We start from the raw sequence: 23,781 nt of genomic DNA on the forward strand, positions 1-23,781 counted from the left end.
TTAAGCAATTGAAAGCAATAGCGGCTAGTATGAGCATTATTTAGTAATCTCCAAAGAAGGTGTCTAGCAAAATCCTACAACAAGTTGACACCGTCTCCCGGTATCGGGGAATTTGACTTTCCCGCAACATTTTTATATACTGATCCATAAAAGGAGAGAATCATCCGGTGGAAGACTCATCTGTTTCTGATATTGAACCGCCAAGTCGCAAATACAGCAGATTTGTTTTAATGAGCAATAAAATAAAGATGAGCCGTATACACATAACACAGGGCAATCTTGCATTGTCCTTGTTGTTATGTGTTTTTATTTACAGTTCCATGGGCCCCGGAAGGCCTGGGGCATCCATGAAATGATTAGGAGGTTTTAGTTTGGACGACAATCCCTTGCTATGGCTGTTCCTGCTTCAGCTCGTATTCATCTTTCTCAACGCCATGTTTGCCTGTGCGGAGATAGCCGTCATCAAGATGAACGACAACAAGCTGGCAAAGCTTGCGGCTGCCGGCGACAAACGGGCCTTGCATCTTACCAGGCTTACTGAGCAGCCCGCCGTCTTCCTGGCAACCATCCAGGTCGGGATCACGCTGGTCAATCTTTTGAGCAGCGCCGTTGCCACCGAGAACTTCTCGGACCGGCTTGAGGCATGGCTGGTCGGCCTGGGTATCCGCATCCCTGTTGCCGTCATCAACATCCTGTCGGTTGCCATCATCACCATTCTGTTGACCTATTTCACCGTGCTGCTGGGCGAACTCATCCCCAAGCGCCTTGCCATGAAAAAAGCCGAACAGATCGCCCTGGGCATGTCCGGGGTCATCTATACCGTATCGAGAATTTTTACGCCCGCCGTCTGGCTCTTCACTGTGTCAACCAACGGGATCCTGCGGCTTTTGGGCGTGGATCCGAACAGCGAGGATGAAGAGAACATCGAGGAAGAGATCCTCATGATACTGGATGCAGGCAAAAAGAAAGGGACCATTGAACCTGAAGAGCAGAGCATGATCCAGAATATATTCGAGTTTGACGATATCACCGCCGGAGAAATCATGACCCATCGCACGGAGGTTTCCCTCCTGTGGCTCGATGAAACCGATGAACAGTGGGAAAAGACCATTGTTGAGAGCCGGCATTCCTACTACCCGATCTGCTCGGAAAGCCCCGACAACATTGTGGGCGTATTGAACGCAAAGGACTATTTCAGGCTGAAGGACAAGTGCCGTGAAGAAGTGATGAAGCATGCCGTGCTACCTGCATACTTTGTTCCCGAGTCTGTCCGGGCGGACGTCCTGTTTCGCAATATGAAGAAAACCAGAAGGCATTTTGCTGTCGTGGTGGACGAATATGGCGGCATGAGCGGCATCATCACCATGAACGATCTTTTGGAGGAACTGGTGGGCGACCTGGAAGACGACATGACCATCCCGGCCGAGGCCCCGCCCATCGAACGCATCGATTCAAAAACCTGGCGCATACAGGGTACCGCATCGCTGAGCGAGGTGTCCAAGAATCTTGGTGTGATGCTTCCCGAGGATGAATACGACACCTTCGGCGGCCTGGTTTTCGGGCTTCTGGGAAGCATCCCCGACGATGGCAGCACGCCGGAGCTTGAAGAGTATGGTTTGATCATCAAGGTGAAGAAAATCAAGGATCGCCGGCTGGAAAGCGCCATCGTCAGCCTGTCGGAACCCGGCAAACAGGCCATCGTTAACGGGTAATAAAAAGGTTTCTGGACTTTAGGGTATAAAAAACAGGCTCTGCATCAGCCTTTGAAAGCTGCAGAGCCTGTTTCGTCTATTCCGGCCATTCACCGGTCAGCTTGTACAGAATCTCGTTATCCTTATCCCCCGAGAGCAAACTCTGGAGATACTCACATCATCATACATCACGATGCCTGGCCTATTCTCATAGGGCAGCCAGACTCCTATTTCCTCGATGTGCAAGGCGGAATCCCCTGTCATGGCCACCAGGATGTAGTCAACCTTCAACATACCGGATATATCACTTTTTTCAAATTCAAAGTTGACGATTGTTGGATACCCCTCATCGCTGTATTCCATTTCTTCAAGAACAGGTTCTTCGCCTAAAAACGCGGACAGTTCCTCGATGGATCCGCCCACGAACCGTTCCAGGCTTTCAGTAATTCTTTTGTTCCCGTTACTGTTGCCGCCGTGCTTGCTTCTGTCGGTACCACAGCCCGAAATGGTAATTGCAATCATCAAAAGTATCGCCAGATATCTGCTTTTGCTCATTAGCACTCCCCCAGGTGTTTATCATTCAGTCACCGCTTGACCTGTTGCATTTAAAGCCTGATAACGGCCGAAGCGCATCTGCATCCTCAGCAGACTGATGGAATCTATTCTATTGCGATTTTTTGCCATCGTCAATCAGTATGCCAAAGGGATACAGATGGGCAGCAAAAAACGGCTCTTACGGCAGAGCCGCTTAATGACGCCGCATGCCCATTTTTTCGGGAAAGAATCCTCAGCGTAAACCCATACTGCGCATAAAATCAGAAAAGCCTGACACTGTCAGGCTTTCCGATTGCTGGCGGAGAAGGAGGGATTCGAACCCTCGCGCCGCGTTAACGACCTACGCCCTTAGCAGGGGCGCCTCTTCGACCTACTTGAGTACTTCTCCAAAGAAAAAGAGTGGCGGAGAGAGTGAGATTCGAACTCACGGTAGGCTTGCGCCTACGCCGGTTTTCAAGACCGGTGCCTTAAACCAGCTCGACCATCTCTCCACGTTAGCCACATAGCGTGACGCATTCTATTTTACAATACAGGCTTTCGGTTGTCAACAGACAAAGCCGCCTGTGGACTGGAGCTTTTTGGCCATATAGCCGCTCTTTGCATAACGAGGGAGCATGGTTTCCCATGCCCCCTGTTATTAAAATACGATCCCGTCTGCTACCCTGCCGGAACAACCTTTACCCCGTTTCAGCTATTCCGGCATACTTGCGGAGTTCCTGCTTGCCTTTTCGATTGCTAATCTGACCAAGTTACCGCAGTCTCTGGAGGAAACTGAGCCCCAACCTTCTCTGCTGACGATATCATACACACCAAGTTCACGGGCTATCTCATACTTCAGACTTTCCGACATAACGCCTTTTCGTCTGCTCATGAACGAATCCCTCCTTACGAGCAAACCGGGATCGTACATCCTTATGTTCTCCATGCCGTTTTTTTTTATTCTGCCACTGCTTCAGCCAATGTTATCCACAGATATCCACAGGGCTGTGGAAAATATGAAAATTTTAAAACCCGCTATTTATGCGGGTTTTGGCGATTTTTTACTCTGCATTTCCAATTTAAGCAGGTTTTCTGTGGATAGTTTTACGTTTTGTCCACAAGTCGTCATTACAACTTAACTTCTTATCAATTATTGACATTTTGTGTCGTATGGAACGCCTCTCCTTTGTGTAAAATGACCAAGATTATCAAATAATTTTGTCAAAAAAGCTCTTTACAGGATTGCTACATAAAGAACCCGGCAGTGTAATATGTCGATTTCTCCACAGCTATCCACAGAAACTTCAACAGAAGTTTTGTCAAAACAAGGCGCAAACCCTTTATTAATGCAATCCGGCTGTCTGCTTCCACTTAAGATCAGCCCTCAGTACTTCCTGTACCGGTTATACGGCCTGACCTGATCATAGTAGCGCTTGCGGTTCATATAGACCTGCTTTTTCATCCGCAGCCATTTTATGATGTCGCCACCGAAGAACAGCAGGTAGTTTACAAAGGATGCAACGATGGCCGCCACAATATACCAGGCGCCGATGCGAACGGCCATAACAAACTGGTAGAGTGCAAAGGCCACCTCCAGAAGGCCCAGGAATTTGACCTTTATAGGAAGCACAAAGAAGAAAAGCAGTTCCTGTTCCGGGAAGAGCGTGGCAAAAGCCAGGAACAGGGACAGATTCAGATAAAGGCCGGTAACACCAAGGCCGGATATGAATGCCGCAATGATGGTAATGATCATGCCGCAGAAGTAAAACAGGTTGTATTTGAATCTTCCCCACACGCCCTCTATGGCCGTTCCGATGAAATAGAGCAGGTAGAGCTGCAGAAACACCCATATGGGATTGGTGGTCTCCGGAAGGAAGATGAAGCTGACGAGGCGCCAGACCTGCCCCCGCAGCACTTCATTGGGGATCAGAAACAGAAAGCTGGGATCCAGGGTGACAAAAACTATCACATAAACAGCGATATTGATGCCAATCAGGTACTGGGTCAGGTTTCTGATGGCATAACGGCCATATTTCAGTTCAAGGCGTGACAGCCACTTCATCCGTTCTACCTCCCGCAAATTGCACGAAATGTGCACGTGTCACTGTCCAAAGCAGAAGCTATGTAATGACCTGCACATTTCTGCCATATTTCGGCCTGCAAGCGTGATCCTATTATACGTCAAAACAGGGCTGCACACAACGATGGCCCGGGATTTCCGAAAAGCCTGTCAGTAGATGGAGATATATTCAGACATCCATATCTTTCTCACAGAATCGCCATCAAATTCTATGTTGAAGGTATCGGCCATGCGATAGATCCCATCGGCCGTTCGCTCGTCCCTCAGCCTGTAATAGGTCCAGACAGAGTCCTCATAATAGCCCCTGTCAGGCAGCCCATAAAGATCCATCGCCTGCTGTTTGGAGTGAAAAATCCTGAGGCCGCGGCTGGTTTCAACTTCCCCGTCCTTCTCCAGCGAAATATAGCTGACGAGTTCGTTGGTTACGCCAACACAGATCCCGCCCTGCCTGTACAGGATACCGGCCAAAAGATCATATTCGCTGTATTGATCCAGGTTCATGCCAATTTTGGGCGCTACAACCCTGATGGGGGACAACAAGGCCACATCCCCTACTCGGAAATCATTGGCATGCAAACCCTGAGCAAGGGAGTTTTTCCCGTACTTGGGACCGCCGGTGGTGGAAAGGTGCTGCCATTTTCCGCCTCCTGCATATTGGTATTCGCGGACAACCTGTGCCACATCAATGCAAGTGGAGAAATCTTCTTCCATACCATAGAACTTGATTTGCAGGCTGGTCCGCTCAGAAAGATACAGCACGTTGTCCTTGATGACAGGCCTGATCCTTCTGTCAAACTGGTAGAGGAAATCGGTGCTTCCCTCAGGATAGGACTGGATCAGATGCTGTGGAAGGGGGCAGTCATAGATAATACCCTGGTCGGGAAATTTCAGGATCACACGATCTTGGGCGGATTCCACAATGGCATGTTCGCCGGTGTTCGCCGGAGCAGGCGGAAGCATGCTGATCAGCTTGCCGTTGGCGTAGGAAAAGACTTCGCATTCCTTCGGGTTATTGGTATCCAGGATGATGAGGCTTTCCTTTTCCGGTCCGTAACCGACCATCAGGTGCATCCTGCACCGGCCGCCGAAGTAATCAGTGGTCTGATCGGCCAGGATGAGCCCTTCCTTGCTGAAAACCGTCACCCTGCCGTTGAGATTGGCATCCTCATAGGCGGCGATTTCCTCTTCCCGGCCATCGTTATCAATATCAAAGCTTGCGATGGTTCCTGAATAGACATAGTAGGGGGTGTTACCCGCCCATATGGTGGAAAGCTTCTCGCTGATGGTGTCATATTCCAGGACAAGGTCATGTTCGGGGAATTTATAGATATCATAGCCCTGGGCAGTATTTTCATAAAGCTCGAAATGCGTGCCAAGTACCGTGATGATCTGCTCCAGGGTAAGGGACATGCACCGGAGTACACCCGGATAGGCGGACAGAAAAGCAGCATCAGGCAGCTCAACTACCTGCTGGTTAATCACCTGTTCCCCCGCATTGGCGATGGTATTTCCATTGGTACCGCCGGATGGACTCGGAACATTCTCGCTGTTGACCGCGGTTGTGCCGGGATTCTCCTCTGGCTGCTTACCCTGCTGATTTCCGCCGCACGCGGAGAACACGACCAGGGTAAGGCTGAGCGCAAGGGCTGTCAAGAGTTGTCTGCCTGTCATTCAAACCATCCTTTGCTGCTTGAATCACCTTCATTTTTCATTATACCCTAACTTGACATACGAAAAAACACTTCCGGCAAGGGCGCAGGCGTTCAAGACTTGTCAATCCTGCCTGCTCTGCCTTCTGCTCAGCCTCTCCGCACGGCGCTTTTCGGCTTCAGCGAACTCCCTTTTCTGTTCCTCGGTCTCTAGAATGAGGCCCGGCACTTCCCTGGGCTTCCCATTTTCATCAACGCTTACGTAGGTTACGTAAGCCTTGTTGGTGAACCGCTTGCGTCCTTTCAGGTAATCCTCGGCAAACACCTCCACAATGACTTCCATGGAGGTTCGGCCAACCCAGGTCACCCGGGCTTTCAGCGTGACAATCTCCCCCATGTGCACCGGTTCCCTGAAATCCACGCTGTCCATGCAGACCGTGGCCACAACGCTGTTGGCATGTTTCTGGGCGGCCATGGCCCCAACGATGTCCACCCAGTGCAAAAGGGTTCCGCCGAGCAGGTTTCCCAGAAGGTTCGTATCGTTGGGAAGGACCAGCTCATTCATTTCAATCATGGATTCTTTTGGTGATTTCGCGTTCATAGCACTCCCAAAACATAACTTTTGAATATATCCCACAGAAGATCGCAGAGTTCTGCGTTCTCATAAGTTTCCTCATCGCTGTCCTCAAGCCGGAACGTGTTTTGCTCAAAGAGCTTGCCCTCCTCCGGGGGAATGAGCAGCTTGAAGCCGCGCTGGCCAAACTTCGATTTCCGGATATAGTCTATCATCTGCCCGATACTCAGAAGGGGCAGGCAGTCTTCCAGGTTGAAGAATTCGTCGGGTTCAATGTAAAGCGCATCGAAATCCCCATCATATGCATCACCGTCGGGCTCCTCATCAAAAATATCCTCGGCGGCATCGCTTTCAGGAGCAGTATCCCCATCCTCACCATTTTCATTCTCCGTCAGCCTGAGCCGCCGGAGCACGATCCTCGGGAACCGGCCTGAATCGACGATCAGGACCTGTCCGATCACAAACTCGATGTCCTTGTATTCCTCAGTCTCCACATTGGTACAGATGGATGCCACCGCCATCTGGTTTACCTCGGGTTTCCAGAGGGATCTGAGCATCTCCTTCTGGCTGGCTGTCAGGCTTTGCAAATCCTGGGGCGTAATATGCTCCTTCATAGTTTGACCTCCCGTGTTCAGTCCATCCTGGATTTTCTTTTATTATATACAATTTTGTTTTTCCGCGCCATCCGGGCATCAGGCCCCTATTTCATCACATAGGGATCTTCCCCGGTACCGGTGCCGTCGGCCGCAAGCCGGGAGGTGCGAAGGTACAATGCCGGGCGGACACCTATGCCGCACAATACGGCATAATCGCTGTATATGATGTTTCCCTCCACCCCTACAATGCATACCTCACAGGGGGTCTGGGCATTGGGTGTGCGAAGCCACCACATGAATGCGCCTCCGGCCTGATTTTTCAAATCCTTGTACCAGCCGGACTCATCCCGCCTGATGGCTTCATCGGTCGGATAGGCCGTAAGCAGGTGACCCTCGTCATAAAGGTATTCAATGGCCTCCTCAACGGACAGCAGAAAAACCCGGTCCTCAACTTCCATGTAGTAAGCCTGGTCGGCATTGAACAGCACATCCTCCAGGGAGGCCCGTGAAAAGCGATAGGGGGCATTTCCTCCTGCAGCCATGGCCTTATCCGTTTCAGCGACAAGCGTTTTATGCCTGACTGTTTGGATCATGGCCTTTTCCTGCTCTGTGAAGTTATACAGGAAGCCCATTTCCTTGTCGTAATCGTTCAGGCCATACCAGACGGCTTCCTTGCCGGGTGGCTGCGTGGAATATCTCACCTTTTTCTGGTCCGAGTTCAGCCATTCGCGGATATTGGAGTTGACCCAGGCATTGCTGCCCTTCATGGCCCGCAGATCCTCCGGCGTATAATGGGTATACACCTGTTCCCGGGGCATCTTGTTGTCGAAGGTGATGTCGCCGGTACTATTGTAGGTACCGCTTTCGGAGGCATCGAAGGGTTTCAGGGTCAGGATCTTTGACGATAAAAGAAGCGGCTGCCCGTTGCTGTTCACATGGATGACCAGCCAGTCGATCGGCTGGCCGTTATACCGTCCAAACCGGATGTAATCCCCCACTTTAAGCTGTATGCTTTCTTCCTGTACCCGGGAAGGAGCAGTGGCCTTTCCGTCCCCTTTCGGTTTCGGGTTATCAGAACTTGCCGAAGCCATATTTGATTCTTCAGCCTGTTTCACAGGCGGCTCCGCAGGGATGCTTTCACCGGCTGTATCGCCTGCAGCATCAGCTTGTCGGGAATCGATGGTCCCCGTGGTTCCGGCCGCATTTGCCGCATCCTGATTCCCCGTCAGTTGGGAGGAATCTTCTGCCGCCGTTTCTGCCTCATCCCGGCCAGACAAACCCTGCGCCTTCTGGTTCGCATGTTCCGTATCAGGGCGGAACGCCTCGGAATGGCCCAAAAATCTGCCGGCCAGGAATGCCGCCAGTGCAATCACCAGAATTAACGGTGCAATCAACAAGGCCAGCCTTTTTCTTTTTACAGGCTGACCGGCTGCCCGGCCTTCATTGCTGGAACCGGCCTTCCTGCCGGCGGGAGCAACCTGTCTTTCCCGGCTGTGGCTGTCCAAAAGCTTGCTGACGACATCGATCAGCACCTCGATATGCCTTTCAAGCTCGGGTGTCAGAGCATCCAGCCAGTGGGTGGAATAGAGAAAGTATTCCATAGACCTGGTAGGCAGCACGTTTTCTATGCGGAAAGGAACGATGATGAGGTTCTTGTGCACCGCGCGCTCCACTTCCCGCAAAACCTGCTGCGAGTTGTTGGATGCGGAAGAGAACACCAGCACCATGATCCTGCTGGCACCTATGGCATCAACAATGGCTTCTCCCCACTCCTTTCCGGGCAGGACATCGCGGGGAGCGATCCAGCATCTTATTCCGGCATTTTCAAGCGCCGAACAGATGGCGTCCGCCACATGCTTGTCATGGAATGAGTAGGAAATGAAAACATCATGCGCCATACCGCAATCCTCCTGTAAAACAACGCCTTTATTTTACACAAATCACCAGACCAATACAACTTTGATTTCCTCCGGCCAATAACTGGTGACAACTTTCAATAATTCTGGTAAAATACTAATATACTAAAAAGATCAGTGGCATATATCCCATATATGCCTTCACCCAATGGTTTTATCGGGGGGATAATTCTATGGCAAAGAAAAAAATGCCCGGCCTGAAACCGAGCATCTCTGCCATTAAGGGTTTCAGGCTCAAGTTACCGAGATTCGGTTTACCGCAGCTGAAGCTCGGAACCAGGTTAATGGTCGCATTTCTCGTTCCCATTCTGGCGATAGTCATCATCGGCGCATCATCCTATTCCCTGTCCAAGAGCGAAATCACCAGGGTTGCCATTAATTCCTCACAGGAAGTGGTGAACGGAGAAATCGCATTCTTCAATATGCTGGCACAGATCATTGAATCCCAGGCCATGCAGCTTATGACCAACACGGACGTGAGGACCGCCTTGAAACCGGAATTCATGGAAATGGATAAAATGACGCAGACCGACACGATCAACAGGATAAAATCCCTGCTGTCATCCATGACAGCCAACAACGACTACGTCAAGGACTATTCCATCATCGGAGCAAATTACAGCATTTTCACCCATTCCAATCCCAGCATCCGAACCCTGGAACAGCTGAAAAGCATCAGCCTCTTTGAGGCCTTCATATCGGGAAAGGACCGGAGCTTATGGATAGGCGATACAACCGCCATATCCGCCCTCTACGGTGGCCGGGCCGCCAAAGGGCCATCCCTTTCTTATGTCATGCAGTATGTTGACATTTATACGGGCAAGCTGCTGGGCGTCCTGATCATTGAAATCTCGCCCAAGGTCGTCGCCGGCATGGTGGAGAGAATGGGTGCCGGAATGGGCGAAAGCCACATCATCAGCCAGGACGGCTTTGACAATGCATTCATAAGCCTTGAAGACATCTCCGGCCCGGAAGAAAGATACGCTTTTTCGGGAGAAACCTATTACGGGGAATTCAGGAACAGCGACGAGACACTCAAGGTCTATGATGAAAAGGATGAGATTATCATCCTGGGCAAGGCTGCGAAAAATGCCATGGTTATCGGTACCGTCATCCCCAAAAAGATACTCCAGGCCGGTGCCAACCGCATCCTGGGCATCACGGTGGTGGTCGTGCCCATCGCCGTATTGGTATCGGGTCTGATCGCCCTCATGATTTCCAGCAATGTCAGCTCGGCCGTGAAAAAGATCGTCGCATTTGCCAGAACCGCTGCTTCCGGAGATTTGAGGCAGAAGTTGTCCAGTGACAGAAAAGATGAATTCGGTACATTAATCAACAGCATCGGCCAGATGATCGAAAGCATGCGCAGTCTCATCAACGAGGCAGCCTCGGTGGCCAACAGCGTCATCGAATCGGCCTCTGTCGTTACCACCTCCACCCAGGAGGTCGTAAAGATCACCGAGGATATCACGGCCGCCATAGGCGAAATCGCCTCGGGCGCCAATGCGCAGGCCATGGATACGGAAGAAGGCGTGAAAAAGACCAGTGAGCTGGCTGCCAGCATCAATGTTGTGGCAGAGAGCGCCAACCAAATCGAGCAGGTTTCCGGCACCACCTTCAGGCTGACCAAGAATGCCCTCTCCACCATGAACGAGCTTGACGAGAAGGCCCAACAGACCAACCAGATCATCTGTCAGGTCCGTGACGATATCAATGAACTGAGCATGCAAAGCGGTAAAATAACCAGTATCGTAAAGGTCATCAGCCGCGTGGCAGATCAAACCCGCCTGTTGTCGCTCAATGCGTCCATTGAGGCCGCACGGGCAGGCGAAATGGGCCGCGGGTTCGCCGTGGTGGCGGAAGAAGTAAAGGTCCTGGCTGACCAGACCGCTGCCTACGCCTCGGATATAGCCGCCCTGGTCAATGAGATCCAGTCCCACATCAGGACTACCGTCAAAAAGGCCGATTCCACAGAAGCCATCCTCAACGAGCAGAACACCGCGCTTGAGAAAGCCGTCGGAGCTTTCAACGAGATCTCCGATTCCATGGATCTTCTGATGGAGAAGGTCCGGGCCATCAGGTCCAGTACCTCTGAAATGGCCCAGCATAAGAACCAGGTGCTCAGTTCCATCATGAGCATATCGGCCGTATCCCAGGAAACAGCGGCGACCACGGAAGAACTGTCCGCCTCATCCGAAAGGCAAATGGCCGAACTGAAAGCATTCCAGCAAAAGGCTCTGCTCCTGGAGGAGGAAGCCAATCGTCTGAAGGAGGCATTGAAGGTGTTCATGGTTTAATTCGGCCTTGCATGGTCATAATGGTCGTCGGGATGTTCCGGGCGCCTATCCGGCCAGCACCTGATAAACCTTCATGAAGGATGCAAAGGAACACTGAATTTTGTCCGCTTAAAAAAGCAGGGTGGTTTCCCACCCTGCCCTTCTATAGAGGACTCATCATGTCCCTTAAGAATGATTCTCGGCTTTAGTTTATTCTATTTTTCAGTCTTCAAACTGGTTCTTTCTGGCTTGTCCGATTGACAATTCATCCGCACTTGGAATAACCGCAGTTTCTGCAGATCACACAGCCGCCCTCATGCTCCACGCCGCTTCCGCATTCAGGGCATTTTCCGGAGTCGCTGTTTTTATTTGCATCATCCGCGGACTCAGGTCTGTCCGGGTTCACATAGCGGGCTGTGGGCCGCGGAATCACCACGGACGCCTGGGGCGATTCCTTGTACACATCGCCGTTTCCGTTGCGATGGTTCATGACCCGTTCAATCAGGCGACCGATGGCATCGGGACACGACAGGCACTTAAGGCCTCTCTGGCGGATGGTGGAAGGACAGCGGATACCCTTCAGCTGCTCCACGATAGCCTTTTCATCAATACCTGCCCTCAGGGCTATGGAAACGAGACGTGCGGTGGCTTCGGACTGGGAGGGACATCCTCCGGCCCGGCCGGTGTTGGTAAATACCTCGCAAATGCCTTTATCGTCATAGTTAACGGTGATATACAGGTTACCGCATCCGATCTTGACCTTTTCGGTGAACCCGGTGGTGATCTCCGGTCTGGGTCTGGGAAGTATGTGTCCCTTTGTCATTTCGGCGGCGATCTGGCAATCCTCGCAGGCCGTATTGGCAGCAGGCTGTGAAGAGGAAGCCGATTCCTCCTTTTTCTTTACGCTGCCGATGTTCAATACCTGCTCCTCACGGCTGCCGTCCCGGTAAATGGTAACACCCTTGCAGCCCGTCTTATAGGCATGCCAGAACACATCGGCCACGTCCTGCAGGGTGGCATCCTTTCTCAGGTTGACGGTTTTGGAAACGGCATTGTCCGTATGCCTCTGGAAGGCCGCCTGCATCCGCACATGCCATTCCGGCGAGATATCATGGGCGGTTACAAACAGCTCCTTCATGTGCTGTGGTATCCCTTCCACATCATGCAGGGAGCCCTTCTGTGCTATCTCGCGCATCAGTTCGTCGCTGTACAGTCCGGCTTCCTCACAGGCCGCCTTGAAGTAGGGGTTGACCTCCACCAGTTCGGTGCCGTCCATCACGTACTTGATGTAGGAGATGGCAAACAGCGGTTCAATGCCGCTGGAGGTACCGGCGATCAGGCTCAGCGTGCCGGTGGGCGCAATGGTGGTGGTCGTGGCGTTCCTCACCTTGATGCCGGCTTCCTTGTAAACGCTCTTGTCGTAGTAAGGGAATACGCCTTTCTCCTCCGCAAGTTCCTGGGACATTCTCCTGGCTTCGCGGGAGATGAATCCCATCACCTCGTCGGCCAGCTTTTCCGCTTCTTCGGAATCATAGCGGATGCCGAGGATCAGGAGCATGTCGGCCCAGCCCATAACGCCCAGGCCAATCTTTCTCGTTCCCCGGGTCATCTCGTCAATTTCGGGCAGGGGATACTTGTTGACATCGATCACATTGTCGAGGAAGCGAACGGCCTTGCGCACCGTCTCCCTCAGCTTGTCATAATCGACTTCCATTATGTTGTCCCGGCCTCTCTTCACCATCAGGCTCAGGTTGATGGAGCCCAGGTTGCATGCCTCATAGGGAAGCAGCGGCTGCTCGCCGCAGGGATTGGTGCTCTCAATCTCGCCCAGCTGCGGGGTCACATTGTCCCTGTTGATGCGGTCCAGGAAGATGATGCCCGGCTCGCCGTTCTTCCATGCCATGTTCACCATGAGGTCAAACACTTCACGGGCATTGAGTGATCCGGTCTTCTTGCCGGTCCTGGGATCGATAAGATCATAATCCGCATTCTGCTCAACGGCTTTCATGAAGGACTCGGTGATGGCAACGCTGATATTGAAGTTTGTGATATCCGCGTTGTTCTGCTTGCAGGTAATGAACTCCAGTATATCCGGGTGGTCCACCCTCAGGATTCCCATATTGGCGCCTCTGCGGGTTCCACCCTGCTTAACGGCTTCTGTGGCCGCATTGAATACTTTCATAAAGCTAACGGGGCCGGAGGCCACGCCGCCGGTGGATTTGACGCTGGAACCCTTCGGTCTCAGCCTGCTGAAGGAAAAGCCCGTTCCACCGCCGCTTTTGTGGATAAGCGCCGCGTTTTTTACGCTGTCAAAGATACCCTCCATCGTGTCTTCAACAGGGAGGACAAAGCACGCGGACAACTGTCCCAAAGGTCTTCCCGCGTTCATCAGTGTGGGAGAGTTAGGAAGGAACTCAAGGTTCACCATCATGTCGTAGAACTCTTCTTCCAGCTTCTTCAGTTCTTTCTCCGACAGGCGGTCCTTATCGGCTGATGCTACGGTTGCCGCCACTCTGCGGAACATATCTTCCGGAGTTTCGCATACCCTTCCGTCCTCGTCGCGGGCAAGATACCTTTTCTCGAGTACCTTTCTGGCATTTTCCGTGAGTCTCATATGCATCCTCCAAGATCATATCTCTTTTTAATACATATTGTATAATGAAAGTTTTTGAATAACAATATGTTGCGCATGAAATATATCAGGATCACGTAAAATTTAGGCAGGTCATAACCATATTTTTACATTCATTGTTGCGTTTTACGATGCATGTCGATAAAGCCAGGCATTTATACGCAACTGCATGGAAGAAGAGTATTTGATGAAATTGAAAGCAATTAAATCCCATGATATACTGATGCTGACAGGTCATTTTTGCTTTAAATTTTATATCATAGTGTTTCTCTTTGACTATGCATGTTCTGTTTTTCGAAGCAAAGCGGCTGTTTAAGCGATAAAGCGATAAGAAAAAGGTTTATATCAGGAATTTGTAAATCTGGACAACGCATTGATAAAGGATGGGGGATTTACGGATTATGAAAATGCATGTGGATCCCGACAGGATAGAGGAGTTGGGAAGACAGCTTAAGAATTTCAGTTATAACATAGAAGACATGTATCAGTATGTATATAATATGGTGACTAGATTGGTAGAGACTGTAGAAGCGAAGTACCATGAGAGCTATGTGAGAGCAAACACACGAGCATTAAAGGAAGCTTTGGGAAGACTGCGCAACAACACGGAAACAGCGTACCGAAACCTGCAGGATCTGGCGATGTTTGCAATTAATTCCGCGTCGGGCTATCGCGAAAAAGAGTATCAGATAGCAAACAGATCCCGGAAGACCCATTGGAAGCACCGTAATCGTTAAAATAAAGGAGACGGAAGAATGAGAAAACTCATCGCTTTGTGTCTTTTAGTTGCATTTACTTTTGTATCAGGATGCTCAACTAAACAACCAACAGGCATAGATAGTCCATTAGTCAGTCCTGAAGTCACGCCTGCAGAAACCCCTGCAGAAGCTGACACTGGATCTGAGACCCTTTTAAGTTCGCCTTCGATAAAAGAAGATCCATATAAGATTGAATTAAAAATCAATGATCTGATACGGACGAATGTAGCTGACGTTCATCATTTTTATGATATGTACCTGAAAGATGGAACAGATTCTGTGCCGTATACAAAGATTAAGCGTTTTCCGGATAAGGAAGCTGCTGATGTCTACATGAGAAATTACTATTTTGTTGAAGTTGGATTGTTGTATCCTGACGACAACGAAACAGTCGCCTGGAATACCTATTTGGTCAATGAAGACTTCACGCAGGTTCTTGCCTGGGATGCTTACGGTGAATTAATCGAAGCATGGAGGGCACATGACATAATTCTTTCATTTGGCAATTACTATATTGCAAAAAGCAATCTGAATGGTGAGGAAACACAGGGTCTTTACAGAAACGGGATCAATGTAGAAAGCGAAATATATGAATACATTGAAACAGATAACAAGCTTTATGTATATGGTTTTACAGGATATACCATCGTTGATCTCAATAAAGATACTGTTAAACAGTTGGTTCTCTGGATCCAAGCCCCTGTTATTATGTATTCAAGGTATATCCCGAGCTATGCAAAAATCGATAGGTTCGAATATTTTAGCGATGAAGAATACAAAATTCTGGCTGGTTTTAAGACGCACAGCGACAGCCATAAACCGACCCAAACGTTTGGATACGTCAGCACATATGGACCACTCCCAACAGCGCAAAATTGTAGCCAACATCCAGTCCGAATTGTACAAGCAATTGCTGGAGCTAATCATTCCGCCGTTTTCATGGGTGAAGGTTCCGTCATTGGGCGGGGAGAGGTTATTCCCACCACCACAAACACTCTTGAAAAAGCCGCCATTGTGAACAATTACTCTTCGAGTTCTTCATCTACAATGGAAGAAGAGGAAATAAGCACGGAATCATTTATCTATGGGCTATTACATATGAATTGCACTGGAGTTTATAGTTTTGTAGACCGATATTGGATTAGTGATGCAGACTATATACCTGACTTACGGATTAAGCGTTTTCCCGATAAAAATGCCGCTGATGTTTATCTGAGAGATTATTATCTTGTTGAACTTGGCTTACGATATCCTGATGACAATGATTTCATTGTCTGGAATACTTATCTGGTTAAAGACGATTTTACGCAAGTGCTTATTTGGAATGATAATGGGCAATTCACCGAAGCATGGAGGCAAAATGAAACAATAAACACGTTTGAACATTATAATATTGCAAAAAGCACTCTTGAAGGAAAGGAAACACTTGGACTTAATAGAAGTCTGCTTGACATTGAGAGCGATATATATAGCTATCTTGAAAAAGACAGTAAGCTTTATGTATATGGCAGATCAGGGTATACCATAGTCGATATCAATAAGGATACAATCAAGCAACTGGTTCTTTGGGACAATGCCCCGGTTCTTATGTATATAGGTTACTTTCCAAACTACACAAGAGTAGCAAAATTTGAGGATTTCACGGATGAAGAGCAACGAATATTGAACCATTTAAAGAATCAATAACTTCGTCCGGATCCCAAAAAGTAAATGAGAAAGAGGGAGGCCATGAAAAAGATCTTTTTAGCCATACAGATATTCATGGTTATACTTCTTGCAGGTTGCGGCCGCATTGAGGAAAGGCCGCCCCAAATCGTCAAAATAAGTGCAGGGGGATATCATTCGGCCGTTCTTTTGGATGATGGTTCTGTAATAGCGTGGGGTGACAATATTGATGTTCGGCGTGTTATCGCCAATGAGTTCAGCGATGTCATAGATATTGCTGTTGGACGCTATAATACTGTTTTATTAAAACGAGACGGTACGGTTGTCACATTGGGCGATACTACTTACGGGCAGGCAGACACCCCTGAATGTTTAGGCAAAATAAAGCAAATAGATGTGGGAAACATCTTCACTGCCGTTCTTGATGAAAACGGCAGAGTTACTACCTGGGGGACTGATGGAGAGTTCAGAGTTCCTGAAAACCTTGAATCCTTAAGCAAAATTGCGGCAGGTGGGAATCATATGCTTGCCTTGCAGGAGAATGGAAAATTGATTGGCTGGGGAAAGGATACTTTTGGAGAATGTTCTGTACCTAAGGGATTGGGTAATATAAAGGATTTTAAGACTGAAGCCGGCGCCACAATCGTCTTAAAAGAAGACGGGACTGTTGTTACCTGGGGAATTAGTTACTTGGAAAAGTCTGATGTTTCCAGGAATTTAAAGGATGTGATTGCAGTAGATGCAGGACGGGGATTTGTCGTGGCATTGAAAAGCGATGGTACGGTAGTGGCCTGGGGAGATAATGATAACATGCAATGCGATATTCCGGAGGGTTTAAAGGATGTTGTCTCAATTGCCGCTGGAGACGAGCATGTCATTGCATTAAAGAAAGATGGAACTTTGGTTGCATGGGGAGGCAATAATGTCGGCCAATGCGATATCCCGGAGATTTTTCGGAGTAAGGAATAGAGTATATAAGAATACATAATAAAAGGGGCTTCCGAACTAAACGGAAGCCTTTTTGGTGCTCGTGGCCGGACTCGAACCGGCACGGAGGTTTAGTCCGACGGATTTTAAGTCCGTTGTGTCTGCCAATTCCACCACACGAGCTCATGCCTCTTTAACATTCCTATTCTATAATAGCTGATTTTCAGTGTCAATAGAACCATTCTGGAAACGGCCGGGCACATGGGACACCGGGCATTCGCGCCATACTGTTCTTGAAATAATTCGGACAGACCTGGCATAGAATAAGCCTGAGAAGATCATGGAGCGATAATCATGGAAAATGCGGTTGCCAGAAAAAGCAAGGCAGATCTACTGACAGAAAGCCTTTGGATATTTGTTGCAGCCTCCCTGCTGCATTTTGGGTATACATTCACCCGTTTCTATCCCCTGTCTTTCATTTGCGCGGTCAATGAAAGCATATGGGAGCATACAAAGATCGTCTTCTTTGGCGCCTTGTTCTACAATTTGGTCCAATTCCTGCTGAAAGGCAAGGCATCTCCAAGCTTGATAACCGGGCTTGCCCCCGCCCTTTTTTCAATCCTTCTCACGGTGCCCTTCCTGTATTACGGCTATACCGGCATGCTGGGCTTCCATGTGTTCATCGTCGATCTGGCCATCGCCTGGGTATCAGGCCTGATCTGCCAGATCGTCCTTTACCGTGTATCCGGCATCGAGGGTTGCTCCAGGTACCAAACATTGTCGCTGGCGTTCCTGTTTCTGCTGATCCTGGTGTTTTTCCTCTTTACCTGGTACCCGCCCAGGGGATTGCCTTTGTTCGTACCCGGCGGCAGGTCCTGAGCACGACCTGGGCAACGCGTCGGGCCAGAGCTTCATCATGATGGGTTGCCGACTTCCTCGATAAATTCCAGCACACGGCCGGCGGCGTCCTTATCCAGTTCCACGTCCATGATGGCCGCGCTTTCGTCGTAGTCCGTGCCCAGCACCTTGCCATTGGAATAGAGCCATGAAATGACATTGCCCCCTTTATTGAAGGGTATCCTGAGCCGGTACCGCCGCACCATTCGGCCAAGCAGGTTTTTCAGACACTCCTTCAGGTTGTCTAGGCCTTCGTGAGTACGGGCAGAAACCTCAACACAAACCCGATCTGTCCTGCGGGCGAAATTTCTATCAGGGATCTTGTCGATCTTGTTATAGGCGATAATGGTGGGCTTTCCTGAAGCGCCCAACTCCTCCAAAATCCCGTCCACAATGCGGATATGGTCCTCCGCCAGGGGATCCGACGCATCGGCCACGATGATGAGCGCATCGGAATAAACCGTCTCCTCCAGGGTGGACTTAAAGGCATCCAGAAGGTTATGGGGAAGCCTTCTGATAAACCCGACCGTATCGGTCAGCAGGATCTCGGTCTCCCCCAGGTCCAGTCTCCTGTTGGTGGTGTCAAGGGTTGCAAACAACTTGTCTTCCGCATAGACCTCGGCGTCACAGAGGGCGTTTAAAAGCGATGATTTCCCCGCATTGGTGTACCCCACCAGGGAAACGGTGGGAACCCGGTTCCTCAGCCGTTCGGCACGCTGTATACCTCTCTGCTTCTTGATTTCTATGAGCTGATCCTTCAGGTAGGAGATCCTTCTTTGGATGTGCCTCCTGTCGGTTTCCAGCTTGGTTTCACCCGGACCCCTGGTCCCTATGCCGCCCCCAAGCCTGGACAGGGCTGTACCCTGGCCTGTTAGCCGGGGAAGCATGTACTCTAATTGTGCCAGCTCCACCTGCAGCTTACCTTCCCGGGAACGGGCCCGCTGGGCAAAGATGTCCAGGATCAGCCCGGTCCGGTCGATAACCTTCACGCCCAGCATTTCCTCAATATTCCGCTGCTGGGATGGCGACAGTTCTTCGTCAAAGATGACCAGATCCGCCCCCTCAGCCTGAACAAGCAGGCGGAGTTCCGCAATCTTGCCCTTGCCCACCAGGTAGGCCGAGTCCCTCCGCTCCCTGGTCTGCATGACCTTGGCCACTACCGCAGCGCCTGCCGTATCGGCCAGCTCACTGAGCTCTTCCATGGAGATGTCCGCCTCGCTGATGCCTCCGACAGTACGTGTTTCGGGCGTTCTAACGCCAACCAGGACAGCCTTTTCCCGTTGATCGCCGGATGGTTCAAGCTGGTTCCGCAAAAAAATGTCCGCTTCCGAAATCTGCTCCAGTAAATCCTTAAAGTTCGATTTTTCCGGCGGGAACGGGCCCAGGACATCCACGACTTCCGCTTTGTGAGAGGAAGGAATGCCCACATAGATTTCGGCAGGGCTTCCCTCCCGGATACCCACGGCCGCAACCATATCAAGCCTCAGCAGCTTGAGGGAGCTGATATCCACCTCGGACAAATGGCCTGAGCCTCCCGGGTGGGTATGGATCAGGCGGACGCCCGAAAGCCTTGTGGCGTTCCGTTTTCCTTCCACCGCATCCAGGCTGACGGTGGCATGGTCGCCCACATTGATGCTGGTAATGCGCCCTTTTCGGTCAAAGTACACCGCTATTTCGCGGTTCATGGCGCCGGACAGCCTGGAAAGCCTGGTGACAAGCTCCTGGGTCCAGAGCATGTCCTGGGGTATTTCGAGTTCATATAAGTCCTCTAAGGCCTGTATCAGGCTTTTCTTCAGGCCCTGAACTTTTCCGCCGATCTCCATCAGATCTCTCCCTTGAGCCCTATCGCGTCTGCAACCTTTTGCATGCCCTTAATGGTTTCTTCAATGACCTGGTTCAGATCCATGTTGAGCCTTTCTGCGCCTTCCCGGATAACCTCCCGGTTGACTCCGGCAGCAAATCCCTTGCTCTTCATCTTTTTCAGAACCGACTTGACCTCCAGGTCCATCACGCTCTTGTTGGGGCGCATCAGGACCGTGGCGTGGATGAGGCCGGTCAGCTCGTCTATGGTGTAAAGGACGTTTTCCATCCGCTCAACAGGCTCCACATCGCAGCAAAGCTTCCATCCATGGCTCTGAATCGCCCGGATGTAGCTTTCGGGCCAGTTTTCCTGTTCCAGGAGCTCGCGCACCTTTTTGCAATGCTCCTCGGGGTATTTCTCATAATCCAAATCATGTACAAGTCCTATAATGCCCCATTTTTCCTCATCCTCGCCGAACAAACCGGCAAAATGGCGCATGACACCCTCTACGGCCAGGGCGTGTTTGATCAGGCTTTCATTGCTGTTGTACTTTAAAAGCAAGGCATAGGCCTCGTCTCTGGTTGGTATGTGTTCTCCCATAATGTGTTCTCCCATAATGCTGATCCCTCCTGCATTTAATTATATAACACGGATGCAAGCCCCCTGATCAACGATCAAAAAGCCTGAACCATCAAGGGCCCAGGCTTATTGAAAGGCTGGAGTTGCTTTTTCAACCCGCTGCGGATTAAAGCTGTCCAATAGAACCCGCTGTCATTCGACGGCTGTATGGAAAACGTCTTTCTCTTTAATGGGCATATACAGATCGATGCCGCCGATATGGTTGAAGTTCCCGTCAAAACCCAGGTGTTCTTCAAGCCACTGGTGGCTGCCATGCCGGTATCTGCTGTCTTTCAACCATTCGTTGAATCTTTTCCAGGCTGCCATGATCGCTTCGCCCAAATCATCGCCGCGTTCCCGTTTTACACCGGCCACGGCATAAAGACCGCCTTCCAGGGTTTTTACCTTAACCTTATCATCGTTGACTGTGGTACTATCATCAAGGGTCACGCAGAACTCATAACCGTATTCTTCCTGATTTTCGTCCGAAGGCGAAGGATTGTTGTAGCCGAATATGCGCGCCTTGCTGATATCGATCCGGTTCTTCTTCAGCCATTCCTTCATGACCTGGAACGCGTTGTGCTCGGGATATCTGCCATAGTAGCAGTAATAGGCCACCCGCATGGGCTCAAGCCTCTTCAGCACTTTAATGTCGGGATATTTTTCAAGAAGCGCTCTGTCCTGGATATCAAAAAACTTCTCCATCAAATCCACCCTTTCAAAGCAAAAGTTTCGTTTCTGCTTTCTGAACGCGCTCGGCAAAAATCCGGTGATACGCCTGAAAGCCCTCGAAAAAGCATCCCCGCTGTCAAAGCCGTACTTTACCGCAAGATCAATCACGCAGGCATCCGTATGGATTAAGTCCCGGGCGGCCAGGCTGATTCTCCTCAGCCGGATGTACTCTTTCACCGAGTATCCCACCAGCGCAAAGAACAGCCTGTAGAAGCTTGCCAGGGACATATAGGCTTCCTGTGCCGCACGCCTCAGGTCAATCTCTTCATCAAGATGGCTTTCAATGTAATCAATGGATTTCTGGATGCGTTCATAGTAGTTCATATCCGGAGCGCTCCATGACATGCTTAGGATGATTCCATCTTACCATGGAACCATTCTTAATATCCGACTTTTTCTCTCAAAGATACGGTGCTGCTTTAAAATGCGCATGGCGAATAAGAGAGCGAAGTGTAATTCCTGACTCGCTATTTATGATACGTCTCACCGTGTATTACTGAATACATGACTTTCCCTGAATATTAAGTAAAAAGTCGTACATCATGTACGACATATTTATAAATTATCATATATCTGGCCTCTATTTCCTATATCAATAACCAGTATTACGAGTTCTTTATCATTCTTAGTAAAAATGACTCTGAAATCCCCAACTCTAAGTCTATAATACGCATAGCCTTTTAATTTCTTTACATCTCCTTTAGGCAATCCATAAATGGCAGATAATATTCTCTTCCTTTAATAATTATCCTGTTTGTTAATAAACTTCAAAGCATTCTTGCTTATGTTAATTTTGTAGTTCTGATTCATCAATCCCTAACTCCTTCAGAACTTCTTCCATACTGACAAACTCGAATCTTTCACGATTTTTCTCAAATTCATTAATGATTTCAATTTCTTCTTTATCAGGCTGGACTTCTTCAATGCTTTCCCACTGTTTCCTGGCTTCCTGCTCTTTTTTATTCTTTAAAAAGGCATAATAATTTAAGACTTCTCTAAGAAGTTCTGAGTCATTTTCCTTTGCTAACTTAATAATTAACTCTCTCGATAGCGGACTCACATTATTCACCTGCCTGTTATACATATTACACCAATATTATATCACAAACCCATCTGAATGTTATACTATGTTATGAGGATAATACTGCCTTTCTCTCACTTATGGTAGGTCTCATTATTGATGATCTTGAAAGCGCGATAGACCTGTTCCAGCAGGATGATACGGGCCAGCTGGTGGGGAAAGGTCATGTCTGACAGGGACAAAAGGCCGTCGGCTTCTTTCAGAAAGGATTTGTCCAAACCGTCGGAGCCACCGATGACAAAGGTGATATCGCTCCTGCCGCCAATCATGAGGTTTTCCAGATGGCGGGCAAATCCCACCGAATCGTATTTCTTCCCCTCGATGGCCAGGGCGATGACATGGCTGTTGGCAGGCAGGGCTTTCCGGATCCGGTCCGCTTCCCTTGCCGGGGAAATATCCTCGTCAACCTCCAGGATCCTGAGCCTGCAGAAACGCGAAAGGCGCTTTGCATATTCATTCTGGGCGCCTTTCAAATAGTCTTCCTTCAGTTTTCCGACTGCTACGATTTGAATGTTCATGGATTCCCCCATCCGACAACCACGAAACGCGGCGTCTAAATGCAGATCATTCTGCTGACCCGGTCGCGGTAGGCCACGTCCAGAAAGACATCCTTATCGGGATAGATCTGCCTTTCAACCAGCGCGTTGCAGACAGTCTGGTATGCCAGTTCAGGATAGTTGTTCTCCTTGCTGAGATGGCCCAGAAGGAAGAACTTGGTGCCGTTTTGGGCCAGATGGGCAACCACTTTTCCGGTATGCTCATTGCAAAGATGCCCGAAATCGCCCATGATCCGCTTTTTGAGAGGCCATGGGTATCTTCCGGTTTTCAGCATTTCAATGTCATGGTTGGATTCCAGAAGTATCATGTGGCTTTTCTCCAGCCAGCCTATCAGCTCGTCGTTGACATGGCCGATATCCGTGGCAATGGTGATCTTCTTGTCCTCAATGAAGAAATTATAGCCCACCGGGCAGGCCGCGTCATGGGGAATAGGGAAAGGCCGGATATCAATATCCCCGATAGTGAACCGGCTGCATACCTCAGTGACGCGGATATGATCCGGATGAAGCTTTCCCAGGAAAGGCCTCATGGCCGCCCAAGTCCCGCTGTTGGCGTATATGGGTATCTTGTGCCGTCTCGAAAGAATCCCGGCACCGCTGATATGATCGTTATGCTCATGGGTAATGAGGATGGCAGATATTGACTTGATGGACTCGCCAATCTGTGTCAGGGCCTCCTCAATGCGCCTGCCGCTGACTCCGGCATCCACGAGAATGGAGGTATTTCCAGATGATATGAATATGCAATTGCCGCTCGATCCGCTGAACAAGCTGCAAACCTTGACCATGAACGTATC

Annotated in this window: 21 protein-coding genes and 3 tRNA genes; 6 read left to right on the plus strand and 18 right to left on the minus strand. The window is 49.8% G+C overall.

Annotation, left to right across the window (positions count from 1 at the left end; all coding sequences use genetic code 11):
• Positions 1-371: 371 nt before the first annotated feature.
• Positions 372-1,712: a hemolysin family protein gene (locus F3H12_RS08790; protein ID WP_149678976.1), complete on the plus strand. Its 1,341-nt coding sequence runs from the start codon at positions 372-374 to the stop codon at positions 1,710-1,712.
• 96 nt (positions 1,713-1,808) lie between these two features.
• Here the strand turns inward: F3H12_RS08790 and F3H12_RS08795 are convergent, their stop codons facing one another.
• From F3H12_RS08795 to F3H12_RS08835, 9 genes are all read right to left on the minus strand, one after another.
• The gene (locus tag F3H12_RS08795; RefSeq protein ID WP_149678977.1) at positions 1,809-2,246 is read right to left on the minus strand and encodes a hypothetical protein; all 438 of its coding nucleotides are present in this window, start codon (positions 2,244-2,246) and stop codon (positions 1,809-1,811) included.
• 296 nt (positions 2,247-2,542) lie between these two features.
• Positions 2,543-2,634: transfer RNA gene (locus F3H12_RS08800), tRNA-Ser, on the minus strand.
• Between the two features lie 12 nt (positions 2,635-2,646).
• Positions 2,647-2,737, minus strand: a tRNA-Ser gene (locus tag F3H12_RS08805).
• Between the two features lie 200 nt (positions 2,738-2,937).
• Positions 2,938-3,117, minus strand: coding sequence for a small, acid-soluble spore protein, alpha/beta type (locus tag F3H12_RS08810; protein WP_149678978.1), 180 nt, complete (start codon positions 3,115-3,117; stop codon positions 2,938-2,940).
• A 492-nt stretch (positions 3,118-3,609) separates the two neighbouring features.
• Positions 3,610-4,287 carry a hypothetical protein gene (locus F3H12_RS08815; protein WP_149678979.1) on the minus strand — a complete coding sequence of 226 codons (678 nt, stop codon included), beginning with the start codon at positions 4,285-4,287 and terminating at the stop codon, positions 3,610-3,612.
• A 168-nt stretch (positions 4,288-4,455) separates the two neighbouring features.
• The gene (locus F3H12_RS08820) at positions 4,456-5,976 is read right to left on the minus strand and encodes a hypothetical protein (RefSeq protein ID WP_149678980.1); all 1,521 of its coding nucleotides are present in this window, start codon (positions 5,974-5,976) and stop codon (positions 4,456-4,458) included.
• A 102-nt stretch (positions 5,977-6,078) separates the two neighbouring features.
• Positions 6,079-6,555 (minus strand): acyl-CoA thioesterase, encoded by a 477-nt coding sequence (locus tag F3H12_RS08825; RefSeq protein WP_149678981.1) that lies wholly within the window; start codon positions 6,553-6,555, stop codon positions 6,079-6,081.
• A complete protein-coding gene (locus F3H12_RS08830; protein ID WP_149678982.1) occupies positions 6,552-7,142 on the minus strand; it encodes a hypothetical protein in 591 nt (196 codons plus the stop codon). Before F3H12_RS08830 ends, F3H12_RS08825 begins: the two co-directional genes overlap by 4 nt.
• An 86-nt stretch (positions 7,143-7,228) precedes the next feature.
• Positions 7,229-9,022 carry a TIR domain-containing protein gene (locus tag F3H12_RS08835; protein ID WP_149678983.1) on the minus strand — a complete coding sequence of 598 codons (1,794 nt, stop codon included), beginning with the start codon at positions 9,020-9,022 and terminating at the stop codon, positions 7,229-7,231.
• Positions 9,023-9,213: 191 nt separating this feature from the next.
• Between F3H12_RS08835 and F3H12_RS08840 the strand changes: the two genes are divergently transcribed.
• On the plus strand, positions 9,214-11,337 hold the full coding sequence (locus F3H12_RS08840; RefSeq protein ID WP_149678984.1) for a methyl-accepting chemotaxis protein: 2,124 nt from the start codon (positions 9,214-9,216) through the stop codon (positions 11,335-11,337).
• Positions 11,338-11,581: 244 nt separating this feature from the next.
• On the opposite strand, the gene F3H12_RS08845 is transcribed toward F3H12_RS08840, so the two are convergent.
• A complete protein-coding gene (locus F3H12_RS08845; RefSeq protein ID WP_149678985.1) occupies positions 11,582-13,930 on the minus strand; it encodes a vitamin B12-dependent ribonucleotide reductase in 2,349 nt (782 codons plus the stop codon).
• A gap of 419 nt (positions 13,931-14,349) precedes the next feature.
• Between F3H12_RS08845 and F3H12_RS08850 the strand changes: the two genes are divergently transcribed.
• The 3 genes from F3H12_RS08850 to F3H12_RS08860 are packed head-to-tail and all read left to right on the plus strand — an operon-like array spanning position 14,350 to position 17,340.
• On the plus strand, positions 14,350-14,685 hold the full coding sequence (locus F3H12_RS08850) for a hypothetical protein (protein ID WP_149678986.1): 336 nt from the start codon (positions 14,350-14,352) through the stop codon (positions 14,683-14,685).
• 18 nt (positions 14,686-14,703) lie between these two features.
• Complete coding sequence (locus F3H12_RS08855; RefSeq protein ID WP_149678987.1) at positions 14,704-16,392, plus strand: hypothetical protein; 1,689 nt, start codon at positions 14,704-14,706, stop codon at positions 16,390-16,392.
• A 42-nt stretch (positions 16,393-16,434) separates the two neighbouring features.
• The gene (locus F3H12_RS08860; protein WP_188118462.1) at positions 16,435-17,340 is read left to right on the plus strand and encodes an RCC1 domain-containing protein; all 906 of its coding nucleotides are present in this window, start codon (positions 16,435-16,437) and stop codon (positions 17,338-17,340) included.
• Positions 17,341-17,393: 53 nt separating this feature from the next.
• On the opposite strand, the gene F3H12_RS08865 is transcribed toward F3H12_RS08860, so the two are convergent.
• Positions 17,394-17,481 (minus strand) — tRNA-Leu (locus tag F3H12_RS08865).
• Positions 17,482-17,652: 171 nt separating this feature from the next.
• Between F3H12_RS08865 and F3H12_RS08870 the strand changes: the two genes are divergently transcribed.
• Entirely contained in the window at positions 17,653-18,177 is a 525-nt protein-coding gene (locus tag F3H12_RS08870) for a DUF6512 family protein (RefSeq protein WP_149678989.1), read from the plus strand.
• A 35-nt stretch (positions 18,178-18,212) separates the two neighbouring features.
• Here the strand turns inward: F3H12_RS08870 and hflX are convergent, their stop codons facing one another.
• The 7 genes from hflX to F3H12_RS08905 form a co-directional block, all read right to left on the minus strand.
• Positions 18,213-20,018, minus strand: coding sequence for a GTPase HflX (hflX, locus tag F3H12_RS08875; RefSeq protein ID WP_149678990.1), 1,806 nt, complete (start codon positions 20,016-20,018; stop codon positions 18,213-18,215).
• Positions 20,018-20,611, minus strand: coding sequence for an HD domain-containing protein (locus tag F3H12_RS08880; RefSeq protein WP_243133242.1), 594 nt, complete (start codon positions 20,609-20,611; stop codon positions 20,018-20,020). The genes hflX and F3H12_RS08880 overlap by 1 nt, the downstream gene beginning before the upstream one ends.
• Positions 20,612-20,767: 156 nt before the next feature.
• Complete coding sequence (locus F3H12_RS08885) at positions 20,768-21,670, minus strand: AraC family transcriptional regulator (protein WP_149678991.1); 903 nt, start codon at positions 21,668-21,670, stop codon at positions 20,768-20,770.
• 231 nt (positions 21,671-21,901) lie between these two features.
• The gene (locus F3H12_RS13620) at positions 21,902-22,054 is read right to left on the minus strand and encodes a type II toxin-antitoxin system RelE family toxin (protein ID WP_340162580.1); all 153 of its coding nucleotides are present in this window, start codon (positions 22,052-22,054) and stop codon (positions 21,902-21,904) included.
• Positions 22,055-22,133: 79 nt separating this feature from the next.
• Positions 22,134-22,406 carry a hypothetical protein gene (locus F3H12_RS08895; protein WP_149678992.1) on the minus strand — a complete coding sequence of 91 codons (273 nt, stop codon included), beginning with the start codon at positions 22,404-22,406 and terminating at the stop codon, positions 22,134-22,136.
• A gap of 95 nt (positions 22,407-22,501) precedes the next feature.
• A complete protein-coding gene (rlmH, locus tag F3H12_RS08900; protein WP_149678993.1) occupies positions 22,502-22,945 on the minus strand; it encodes a 23S rRNA (pseudouridine(1915)-N(3))-methyltransferase RlmH in 444 nt (147 codons plus the stop codon).
• A gap of 35 nt (positions 22,946-22,980) precedes the next feature.
• On the minus strand, positions 22,981-23,772 hold the full coding sequence (locus tag F3H12_RS08905; RefSeq protein WP_149678994.1) for an MBL fold metallo-hydrolase: 792 nt from the start codon (positions 23,770-23,772) through the stop codon (positions 22,981-22,983).
• Positions 23,773-23,781: the final 9 nt, after the last annotated feature.

This window comes from Thermoclostridium caenicola (assembly GCF_900142095.1).
GTDB classification, from domain to species: Bacteria; Bacillota; Clostridia; order DSM-8532; family DSM-8532; genus Thermoclostridium_A; species Thermoclostridium_A caenicola.